Annotated in this window: 10 protein-coding genes; 2 read left to right on the forward strand and 8 right to left on the reverse strand. The window is 64.5% G+C overall.

Translation table 11 applies throughout. From position 1 onward, the window contains the following. Positions 1–24: 24 nt before the first annotated feature. From QZY06_RS03370 to QZY06_RS03380, 3 genes are read right to left on the reverse strand one after another with little or no spacing between them, the layout of a single operon-like run. On the reverse strand, positions 25–300 hold the full coding sequence (locus QZY06_RS03370; RefSeq protein ID WP_295680194.1) for a cytochrome C oxidase subunit IV family protein: 276 nt from the start codon (positions 298–300) through the stop codon (positions 25–27). Positions 301–313: 13 nt separating this feature from the next. Next, on the reverse strand, positions 314–892 hold the full coding sequence (locus QZY06_RS03375) for a cytochrome c oxidase subunit 3 family protein (protein WP_295680196.1): 579 nt from the start codon (positions 890–892) through the stop codon (positions 314–316). Positions 893–906: 14 nt separating this feature from the next. Further along, complete coding sequence (locus tag QZY06_RS03380; RefSeq protein ID WP_295680198.1) at positions 907–1683, reverse strand: hypothetical protein; 777 nt, start codon at positions 1681–1683, stop codon at positions 907–909. A 151-nt stretch (positions 1684–1834) separates the two neighbouring features. Between QZY06_RS03380 and QZY06_RS03385 the strand changes: the two genes are divergently transcribed. Further along, positions 1835–2737, forward strand: coding sequence for a helix-turn-helix domain-containing protein (locus QZY06_RS03385; protein WP_295680200.1), 903 nt, complete (start codon positions 1835–1837; stop codon positions 2735–2737). A gap of 12 nt (positions 2738–2749) precedes the next feature. Here QZY06_RS03385 and QZY06_RS03390 read toward each other — a convergent pair whose 3' ends face one another. From QZY06_RS03390 to QZY06_RS03410, 5 genes are read right to left on the reverse strand one after another with little or no spacing between them, the layout of a single operon-like run. Beyond that, positions 2750–3547, reverse strand: coding sequence for an enoyl-CoA hydratase/isomerase family protein (locus QZY06_RS03390; RefSeq protein WP_295680202.1), 798 nt, complete (start codon positions 3545–3547; stop codon positions 2750–2752). Positions 3548–3583: 36 nt separating this feature from the next. Then, entirely contained in the window at positions 3584–5191 is a 1608-nt protein-coding gene (locus QZY06_RS03395) for an acyl-CoA carboxylase subunit beta (RefSeq protein WP_295680205.1), read from the reverse strand. Next, positions 5188–5691, reverse strand: a complete 504-nt coding sequence (locus QZY06_RS03400) for a biotin/lipoyl-containing protein (protein ID WP_295680208.1) — start codon at positions 5689–5691, stop codon at positions 5188–5190. Before QZY06_RS03400 ends, QZY06_RS03395 begins: the two co-directional genes overlap by 4 nt. Further along, on the reverse strand, positions 5691–7199 hold the full coding sequence (locus QZY06_RS03405; RefSeq protein ID WP_295680211.1) for a biotin carboxylase N-terminal domain-containing protein: 1509 nt from the start codon (positions 7197–7199) through the stop codon (positions 5691–5693). Before QZY06_RS03405 ends, QZY06_RS03400 begins: the two co-directional genes overlap by 1 nt. Then, positions 7196–7882, reverse strand: a complete 687-nt coding sequence (locus tag QZY06_RS03410) for a TetR/AcrR family transcriptional regulator (RefSeq protein WP_295680213.1) — start codon at positions 7880–7882, stop codon at positions 7196–7198. The genes QZY06_RS03405 and QZY06_RS03410 overlap by 4 nt, the downstream gene beginning before the upstream one ends. Before the next feature lie 131 nt (positions 7883–8013). Between QZY06_RS03410 and QZY06_RS03415 the strand changes: the two genes are divergently transcribed. After that, positions 8014–9225: an acyl-CoA dehydrogenase family protein gene (locus QZY06_RS03415; RefSeq protein WP_295680216.1), complete on the forward strand. Its 1212-nt coding sequence runs from the start codon at positions 8014–8016 to the stop codon at positions 9223–9225. Positions 9226–9227 lie beyond the last annotated feature (2 nt).

Here is a 9227-nt window from a genome sequence, read left to right on the forward strand (position 1 = left end):
CGTTGCAGCGAATGAATCGGCCAATCAGGCCGCAGGCACGGTATGCAGGTAGAAGCCGGCAATCGCACCGGTGACCACCAACACCCAGGCTTCAAGCAGCAGCCGCCACGGCAAGGGCGCATGGCGCAGTTCCATGAAGTGCAGCAGCACCAGCCGCACCTTGATCGCCGCGATCAGGATGATCGACAAGGTCGCGACACTGGCGGTGAACTGATCCTTCGACAAGCCCCAGGTGGTCACACAGGTCGCAGCCATCAGGAACAACCAGACCAGGGTCACGGGTTTCATCAGCAGTGCCATCGCTATTTCAGCCCTATCTGAGCAAGTAGAGCAGCGGGAACAGGAAGATCCACAGCAGATCGACCATGTGCCAGTAGGTGGCGCCGGATTCGAGCACCTTCATGTTGCGGCTGTCGAACTCGCCCCTGCGCGCCTTCAGCCAGAACACCGTCAGCATCACGCAGCCGCCGATCACGTGGAGCAGATGAATGCCGGTCAGCGAGAAATAGAACATGTAGAAGTCGTTGCTCATCGGCGTGATGCCGGCTGCGAGCTTGCCGCCGTACTCGATCGCCTTCGAGATGCCGAAGGCGATGCCGCAGAGCATCGCCGCCAGCAGCAGCTTCGGAATCGCGGCGATCCGGTCACGATTGGCGGCATCGACGGCCAGCACCACGAGCCAGGAGCTGGTCAGCAGGATCAGCGTGTTGATGCCGCCGAAGTCCGGATTCAGCGTATGGCGCGCCGTTTCGAACAACGCGCCCTGCTTGATCCGCTCCTGCATGAACGACACGAACAGCACGCCGAAGAAGCACATGTCAGCGAGTACGAAAACCCAGACGCCCTCCACTCCGGGAAGGCGTCGGGTCGCTACGGCTGGAGAAGTCGACATGCCGCGAGAATGCCTCAGCGGGCGCCGATCAGCGAACCGGACTGCTCACGCACTGCGCTCGGGCTGGCGGCGCCGTCCTCGATCTCGATGCGGTTGACTGCCTTGATGATGAACACCGACATCGACACGATCCAGATGTACCAGGTCGGGAACGCGATCCAGAAATTGAACATGCCGTGGAACGCGAACGGGCCGGTCTTGAAGAACGGAATCAGGCTCACCGGGAAGAACGAAGCGACGGTGACGAAACCCCACCAGCAGACCCAGGCCGGCACCAGCGGCTTCTCGCGCTTGTCGCGCAGGAACACGATGGCGGCGGCGATGATCTGCCAGCTGGTCACCATGTAGGCGAGATCGACGATCATCCAGGCGAGGTAGTACATCGTCTGGACCATTTCCGGCGACAGCACGTCGATCTGCAGCGCGATGGTCAGCCAGATGCCGCAGGCAATGACGATCGGGCAGTAGGTGATCGTTGCACCGGTCATCTCGATGTTGGCGAGCATGCCTTCGCCGCCTTCGATGCGGCGCATGACGCGAGATACCGCCGCGCCGAAAGTCATGTAGCAGGAGCCGACGACCATGCACACCGACATGCCGATCGTGATCGGCGTCTGCAGATCCTTGTAGTGCTGCCACATGTCCTGGGCGCTGGTCGACGCGGCCATCGGCGGGAAATTGCTGGCCAGCAGGCCCCACATGCAGAAGAAGCCGATGAAGAAGACCGGGCCGGTCCAGGCCATCAGCTTCCACATGCCGTAATCAGTGGGATTGGGTTGTGTCGGATTCATCGTGACTGCTCCTCGTTCGAATGCGGCGCCGTAGCGTCGGTCGGGTTTCTGACCCGATGTGGAGTTTCGGCAGCGGCGCAGGCGCGGTCTATCAGAATCGTTCTTGACTCCATGTCAGAATCGGCTACGCACGGTGAGAGCAGGACAAACCATGACGACGCCGACCAGACCCCATGCCGCCGAAGCATTCCGCAGCGCCTTCGGCGTGGCGCCGGGTGTCGCCGCCGAAGCGGGCAACGGATCGGCCATCGGCATCTACGACTGGCGCACGCCGGATATGGACGGCTTCGAACTGCCGGAGACCGACGAACTGGTAGTCGCCCTGCATCTCGGCGGCTCGCGCCGGGTCCGTGCAGTGACCGAGCGCGGCCTGAGCCGTGCCTGCTCCATTCCCGGCCTGGTGACGATCCTGCCGCCCGGCCGCAGCGCCGCCTTCAACACCGGCGGCAGCATCGACGTGATGACCCTACACGTGCCGCTGCAGAACGGTCTGGCCGGCAACGGCGCCCTGCCCTCGCTGGGCAGCCACACGATGCCGCGCTTCGCGTTCCGTGATGCCTATGTCACCGCGAGCATGGAAGCGCTGCTGCGCGCCGCGCGTGGGCCGCGGCCGCCATCGCCGAACTACATCGCCAAACTCGCCGATGCCCTGCTCTGCCATCTCGCCGAGCAGGCGCAGACGCTGCCAGCCGCCGGTCACGTTGCCGATGCTGCCGCGACCGCCGGCCAGCGCATCGGCACGACACCGTTGGCCGATCTGCTCGCGTACGTCGAAGCCAATCTGAGCCGGGCCTTGCCGATCGATGAACTGGCAAGGCGTGCCGGCGTCAGCCGTGCCGGGTTCACGCGCAGCTTCCGCAGCGCCACGGGCATGAGCACCCATCAGTATCTGACCCAGCGTCGAGTCGCAGCGGCGATGCACCTGCTGCAGAACACCGAGTTCGACCTGGTCCGCATCGCTCAGGAGACCGGCTTCTCCAGCCAGTCGCACTTCACCGACACCTTCCACGCATTGACCGGTTCCACGCCGCGCCGCTTCCGCGAGCAGCGCTGACCTCGTCGGGCCTCAAAGCCCCAGCGCTTTCTTCAGCCGTCCGATCACCAGCGAGCTGGAGGCCAGCGCCACCAGCGAAGCCTGCTCCGCTGCCAGCTGCTCGTGCAGGCCGGGCGACATCGTCTGGCGGATCAGTCGTCGCGTTTCGCTGGCCGCGCGACCGGACGCGATCAGCGGCTTGATCCGTTCGAGCACGCTGTCAATGAACGCGGCATCGTCGCCGTCGATCACCTCGTTGAAGATGCCGAGCTGGGTCGCCGTCTCCGGCGTGATCGCATCGCCGCGGATCAGGATTTCCAGCGCCTTGCGGGCACCGACGATGCGCGGCAGGAACTGCGTGGTGCCGGTGTCCGGCGACAGGCCGAGCTTCGAGAAGCCAGGACGCAAGGTCGCCGAAGGCTTGGCGTAAGCGAAATCGCAGGCGCAGATGAAACCCAGGCCGGCACCGGTCGCCGGCCCGTTGACCGCCGCGATCAGCAACGGCCCGGCGTTGACCAAGGCTTCCAGCGCGCCATGGATACGAGTCGCCAGGCGATCGAGCAGACGCGCGAGTTCGCCGTCGTCGCCGCTGCCGAGTGCTGCCTTGAACACGCCGACATCGCCGCCCGAGCAGAAGATGCGACCGGCACCGGTCAGCAGCACTGCTTCGACTCTCGGCGAAGCCTTGATATGCGCCACCGCGGCTTCGATCGCCAGCGCCATCGAGTCGTCGATGGCATTGGTCGCCTCTGGACGGTTCAGGGTCAGCAGGGCGACCCGGCCGTCGAGGCGCGCTTCGATCAGCACCAGATTGCTGGTTTCATTGCTCATGTCTTGCAGAATTCCTTGAGGGTTGAGGCGCCGCCATCACATCCGGAACACGCCGTAGCGCGCTTCCTCGATCGGCGCATTCAGCGCGGCCGACAGCGCCATCGCCAGCGCATTGCGAGTATCGGCCGGATCGAGGATGCCGTCGTCCCATATTTCCGAGGTCGACCAGTAGGCGCTGGACTTGCGCTTGTACTCGTCGAGCACCGGCTCGCGGATCGCCGCGATGTCCTCTGGCGCAAGCTTCTGCGCCGTGCGCGCCAGCTGGCGGATCTTGATATCGACCAGCACGTTGGCGGCCTGCTCGGCGCCCATCACAGCGGTCTGGCTCTGAGGCCAGGAGAACAGGAAGCGCGAATCGAAGGCGCGGCCGCTCATGCCGTAGTTGCCGGCGCCGAAGGAGCCGTGACACATCACGGTCAGCTTCGGCACCGTGGCGTTCGACATCGCCATGATCATCTTGGCGCCGTCCTTGGTGATGCCGCGCTGCTCGTACTCGCGACCGACCATGAAGCCGGTGATGTTCTGCAGGAACAGCAGCGGCGTGCGATCGCGATTGCACAGCTCGATGAAGTGCGCGCCCTTCAGCGCGCTGTCATTGAACAGCACGCCGTTGTTGGCGAGGATGCCGATCCGGTAGCCCCAGAGATGGGCGTAACCGCAGATCAGCGTCTTGCCGTAGGCCGGCTGGTATTCATGGAAGCGCGAGCCATCGACGATACGGGCAATGATTTCGCGCATGTCGAAACCCTGCTTGATGTCGCGCGGCAGCACGCCGTACAGCTCTTCCGCATCGTGCAGCGGCGGCTCGGGCGTCTGCCACTGCACCTTGGTCTTTTCTGCTTTCGCGAAGTTGCCGACGATGTCGCGCGCAATGGCGATCGCTTCCTCTTCGCTGGCGGCCGGATAGTCGGCGGTGCCGGACACCGAGGTATGCATGTCGGCGCCGCCAAGCGCGTCGACAGTCACTTCCTCGCCGGTCGCGGCTTTCACCAGCGGCGGACCGGCAAGGAAGATCGCGCCAGTGCCGCGAACGATCACGCTGTAGTCCGACAGCGCCGGCACATAGGCGCCACCGGCCGTGCAATGGCCGAGCACCACGGCGACCTGCGGCACGCCCATTTTCGATAGCGCGCACTGATTACGGAAGATGCGGCCAGCCGCGTACTTGTCGGCAAAGAAATCCGCCTGCAGCGGCAGGAAGCCACCGGCCGAGTCGCAGAGATGGACGACCGGCAGGCGGTTCTCGATGGCGATGTCGAGCGCGCGCACGGTCTTCTTGATCGTCAGCGGATACCAGGCACCGCCCTTGACGCTGGCATCGCCGGCATTGATCACCACTTCCCGGCCGGCAACGATGCCGATGCCGATCACGCAGCCGGCGCCGGGCACGCTGCCGTCGTAGGCCTCGCCCGCCGCGAGCGTGGAAAGCTCCAGGAACGGCGTGCCCGGATCGAGCAGCAGCGCGATGCGCTCGCGGACCAGCAGCTTCTTCTGCGCGCGCAGACGATCGATATCGCGCTGCGGCCGTTCATGGCGCGCGGCCTGCTGGCGCGCCTTCAAGTCATCGGCAATCGCCCGGTTGTGGGCAACGTTGGCGCGGAACTCGGCCGAACCAGTGTTGAGCTGCGATTCGATGCGCTTCATGCGGTGACCGGCTCCAGGCTCAGCAGCAGGGCATCGCGATCGAAGCTCTGGCCGGCAGCGAAGTTCACGGCCGCGACGATGCCATCTCGTGGGGCGACCAGCGTCGTTTCCATCTTCATGCTTTCCATCATCAACAAGGTCTGGCCGCGGCTGACGCTATCGCCAGCCGCCACGGCCACGGTGATCACCGAGCCCGGCATCGGCGCGCGGATGCCGTCTGCGGCGCCGCCCTGATGCTGGGCGGCCAGGCGCTCCAGCGGATGGCGGTAACGCAGCTGATAAGCCTCGCCATCGAGGTGAATGAATACCTCGTCGCCGCGAGTGGCGATGATCGCGTCGACCTTGCGGCCGTCGATGTTCAGCGTGATTCGACCATCGATCTCGGCAAGCACGCGAACATCGATCGTGTGCGTCTCGTCGAGGTGAAGGCGATAGCCGGCAGGCGTACGCGAAAGCTCGACGCCATGTTCGTTGTCAGCAAACTCGAAAGCGTGGTGCATCAGTTCCTCCAAGCGCCGAGCGCGGCATGGAGATCGGGAATCGCATCGGCGCCGTCGCGCATGGTTTTCGTGCTCAGGCTCGCGGCAGCCAGCAGTGCCTGCAGTGTCGACGGCGCCGGATCCGGCTCTGCCGCGATCTGCGGATTGGCATCGAGAAACCCGGTGTGGACGTCGCCAGCGATGAAAGCCGGATGGGTGATCAGCCGGCGCAGGAAGCCGATGTTGGTCTTGCAGCCAAGCAGCACGGTGTCGCGCAGCGCATGGTCGGCGCGGGCCAGCGCTTCGCTACGATCAGTGCCGTGAACGATCAGCTTGGCGATCATCGGATCGAAGGCCGCGGTGACTTCGCCGCCTTCGATCACGCCGCTGTCCCAGCGCAGGCCTTCGCCTTCCGGCGCACGCAGCTGCAACAGCGGGCCGGTGGTCGGCGTGTAGCCGCGTGCGGCGTCCTCGGCGTAGATGCGCAGTTCGATCGCGTGGCCGCTGGTTTGCAGATCGGCCTGCGTGTAGCCGAGCGGCTCGCCGGCCGCGACGCGCAATTGCTCGAATACCAGGTCCTTGCCGGTGATGGCTTCGGTGACCGGATGCTCGACCTGCAGGCGTGTGTTCATCTCCAGAAAGAAGAACTCACCGCTCTGGGCAAAGATGAATTCCACCGTGCCGGCATTGCGGTAAGCCGCCGAGCGCGCGATGCCGGCAGCGGTTTCACAGATGCGTGCACGCAGTTCCGGCGTCAGCGCAGGAGACGGCGTTTCCTCGACGATTTTCTGGAAACGCCGCTGCACCGAGCATTCGCGCTCGAACACATGAACGACCGAGCCGTAGCCATCACCGAGCACCTGGACTTCGATGTGGCGCGGGTTCTCGATGTAGCGCTCGACATAGAGCCGGCCATCGCCGAAATAACGCTGGCCTTCGCTGCGCGCGCGTTCGATCTCGGAATCGAGCAAAGCGAGGTCGCGAACGATGCGCATGCCCTTGCCGCCACCGCCGGCCGAAGGCTTGATCAGCAGCGGCGTGCCGACCGCACGAGCACGATCGTTGAAGCTCGTCGGATCGTCGTCCTCGATCGCGCTCGGAGCGACCGGGAAGCCGGCGCGCTCGACGAAGTTGCGGGCACGCACCTTGTCGCCCATCAGTTCGATCTGCTCGGGCAATGGCCCGATGAACACCAGGCCGGCCGCTGCGACAGCGCATGCGAAGCCGGCGTTCTCGGACAGGAAACCGTAGCCCGGATGGATCGCGCCGGCACCGCTGTCGCGCGCAGCTTTCAGAATCTGTTCGGCATCGAGATAGGCGGCGACGGGCGTGCTGCCGGTGATCTCGATCGCCTGATCGGCCATCTGCACGGCCAGCGTGCCGCGATCCGCGGCATGAAAGACGACGATGCCTTTCAAGCCCAGGGCTTGAACGGTGCGCAGCACGCGCACAGCGATTTCGCCGCGATTGGCGACCAGCACGGCCTTGAACGGCCAGGCGCTGGTGTCGTGGCTCAACGAGTTCTTCATCGGCGTTTAGCGAGTCTCGGGGTTTTGTTGACGGCAGCCACGCGCGCGCAGGTTTCGATGCCATCGCAGACCATTGCCGTCAGTTCGGCGGCGATCGCGTCGACATCGAGCTCGCCTCGGCCGCAGACATAATTCCAGGTCAGATGTTCGACGGCGCCGTAGACGAGATCGCGCATCAAGCTCGGTGAGACATCGCGGCGAAATTCTCCGGCGGCGATGCCATCGTTGATCACGTCCATCAGAAAGCGCGTGTACAGCCGATTCTTGTCATGCAGGCCGGAGCCGCGATAGTCCTGCTCGGCGCGTACTTCGCGGAACATCAGCCGGCACAGCAACGGCTGGTCGCGGATCGTGCGCAGGTGACCGTGGATGACGATGCGCAGCCGTTCGCGATGCGTGGTGATGCCAGCCAACTCGCGGGCGCGGTCATCGCTGATCGCGTCGTACCAGCGCTCGAGCACGGCGAGCAGCAAGTCGCGCTTGGTCGCGAAGTATTTGAACACCGTGCCTTCGACGACGCCGATGCTCGCGGCGATCTCCGAAACGGCGGTCTGCTCGTAGCCTTTGCGACAGAACACCTCGCGCGCAGCGATGAGAATCTCGTCGATGCGCTGCTCGCGCCCCAGTCTCGGCGACGGCACGCGCGCAGCCCGTTTTCCGGCTCGGCCAGCAGGTTTGCTCACGGTGACTTTGCGGACGGACGGCATGGCGCTAGTATTGGTGAGTCCAACTCATCTCGTCAACGGATGAGTCGGACTCACCACACCGGGCGGCGACTTCTGCATGCTGCCCGCATCGAAGCGAGGAGATGGTCATGGCGGATTCCAGCGGCGCGGCAAGCAGTGGCAACCTGTTGCAGGTCTTTGCCGGCCTGTCCGATGGCGAGCAGCAGATTCTTGACGAGGCCGATCGTTTCGCGCGCCGCGAGCTGTATCCGCTCGCGCAGCGCATGGACGACGAGGAATGGTGGCCCACCGAGATCTTTCCGAAGATCGGCGCCACTGGCTACTTCGGCATCACCGCGCCCGAGCAGTACGGCGGCGCCGGGCTGGACATCTTCAGCGCCGGGCTGATCCTGCAGGCGTTCTCACGCTGGAACCATGCGCTGGGCCTGAGCTGGGTCGCCCACGAGAACCTGTGCATGAACAACATCCTGCGCAATGCCAACGATGCGCAGCGAGCGAAGTATCTGCCGGCGATGAACCAGGGCCTGTCGATCGGCGCACTGGGCCTCACCGAGCCCGGCGCCGGCTCCGATGCCCTTGGCTCGATGCGCACCACGGCGCGCCGCGAAGGGGATTTCTACATCCTCAACGGCCGCAAGCTGTACATCACCAATGGCCCGGTGGCCGATGTGCTGCTGGTCTACGCGAAGACCGACAAGGACCGTGGCCAGCACGGCATTTCCGCATTCATCATCGAGAAGGATTTCCCCGGTTTCAAGGTGGCGCAGAAGCTGGAGAAGATGGGCTTCCGTGGCTCGCAGACGGCCGAGCTGGTGTTCGACGATTGCCGCGTGCCAGCCGAGAACCTGCTCGGCGAAGAGAATCGCGGGGTGAAGATCGTCATGTCCGGACTCGATCTGGAACGGGCGATGATCGCGCCGATCTGCCTCGGCATCGCCGAGCGGGCGCTGGAACTGGCGATCGATTACGCCAAGCAGCGCCAACAGTTCGGCCGGCCGATCGCCGATTTCCAGATGGTGCAGTCGATGATTGCCCAGATGTACACCTGGGTCGAAGCGATGCGTCTGTTCACCTACCAGGTGCTGCGCGCCTGCAATAGCGTCGATGAAAGCCAAGGCGGCCGTGGCGACATCCACAAGCTGACCGCCGCTGGCGTCATGTTCGCCGCCGATACCATGAACAAGGTGCTCGACTACGGCGTGCAGGTGCACGGCGGCACGGGCTACATCTGGGAATCCGAGATCAACCGCCTGTATCGCTCGATCAAGCTGCTCGAGATCGGCGCCGGCACCACCGAAGTGCGCAAGATGATCATTGCCGGCGAACTGCTGAAACCCTGAAA

The organism is uncultured Nevskia sp. (assembly GCF_903885465.1).
Classification (GTDB): Bacteria; Pseudomonadota; Gammaproteobacteria; order Nevskiales; family Nevskiaceae; genus Nevskia.

Coding starts and splice junctions, on each gene's coding strand:
- QZY06_RS03395 (WP_295680205.1), bottom strand. CDS start 5,191: ATGAAGCGCATCGAATCGCAGCTCAACACTGGTTCGGCCGAGTTCCGC.
- QZY06_RS03405 (WP_295680211.1), bottom strand. CDS start 7,199: ATGAAGAACTCGTTGAGCCACGACACCAGCGCCTGGCCGTTCAAGGCC.
- QZY06_RS03380 (WP_295680198.1), bottom strand. CDS start 1,683: ATGAATCCGACACAACCCAATCCCACTGATTACGGCATGTGGAAGCTG.
- QZY06_RS03385 (WP_295680200.1), top strand. CDS start 1,835: ATGACGACGCCGACCAGACCCCATGCCGCCGAAGCATTCCGCAGCGCC.
- QZY06_RS03370 (WP_295680194.1), bottom strand. CDS start 300: ATGGCACTGCTGATGAAACCCGTGACCCTGGTCTGGTTGTTCCTGATG.
- QZY06_RS03415 (WP_295680216.1), top strand. CDS start 8,014: ATGGCGGATTCCAGCGGCGCGGCAAGCAGTGGCAACCTGTTGCAGGTC.
- QZY06_RS03390 (WP_295680202.1), bottom strand. CDS start 3,547: ATGAGCAATGAAACCAGCAATCTGGTGCTGATCGAAGCGCGCCTCGAC.
- QZY06_RS03400 (WP_295680208.1), bottom strand. CDS start 5,691: ATGCACCACGCTTTCGAGTTTGCTGACAACGAACATGGCGTCGAGCTT.
- QZY06_RS03375 (WP_295680196.1), bottom strand. CDS start 892: ATGTCGACTTCTCCAGCCGTAGCGACCCGACGCCTTCCCGGAGTGGAG.